Annotated in this window: 1 protein-coding gene; it reads left to right on the top strand. The window is 43.2% G+C overall.

Annotated features, from left to right (window positions below; all coding sequences use genetic code 11):
* Positions 1 to 281, top strand: a 281-nt coding sequence (locus tag CWB66_RS21580) for an ATP-binding cassette domain-containing protein (RefSeq protein WP_138587013.1), incomplete at its 5' end; no start/stop codon positions are given.
* Positions 282 to 285: the final 4 nt, after the last annotated feature.

Genomic DNA, 285 nt, shown 5'->3' on the forward strand with positions numbered 1-285 from the left:
AACGAGAACTGGCAGCTGGTGCAGGAGCATGGCATCTTGAGATCCTAGCTGTTAAACGTGTCATACTAAACCCCCTAAACCCACAAGATAGAAATTTACTGCAAGAAAGGACTTCCCCTGCAATTGCGCGTGAAAACATTAGCTTTAACTATCCTTCTCGCCCCGATGTAAGCGCACTTAATAAGGTAAGCATAAATATTCAGAAAGGCCAAACTGTGGCTAGTGTTGGCACTTCTGGGGCTGGTACAACTACATTATTTGAAATGCTACAACGTTTTTAAGATC

The organism is Pseudoalteromonas sp. S558, assembly GCF_005886635.1.
GTDB classification, from domain to species: Bacteria; Pseudomonadota; Gammaproteobacteria; order Enterobacterales; family Alteromonadaceae; genus Pseudoalteromonas; species Pseudoalteromonas aliena.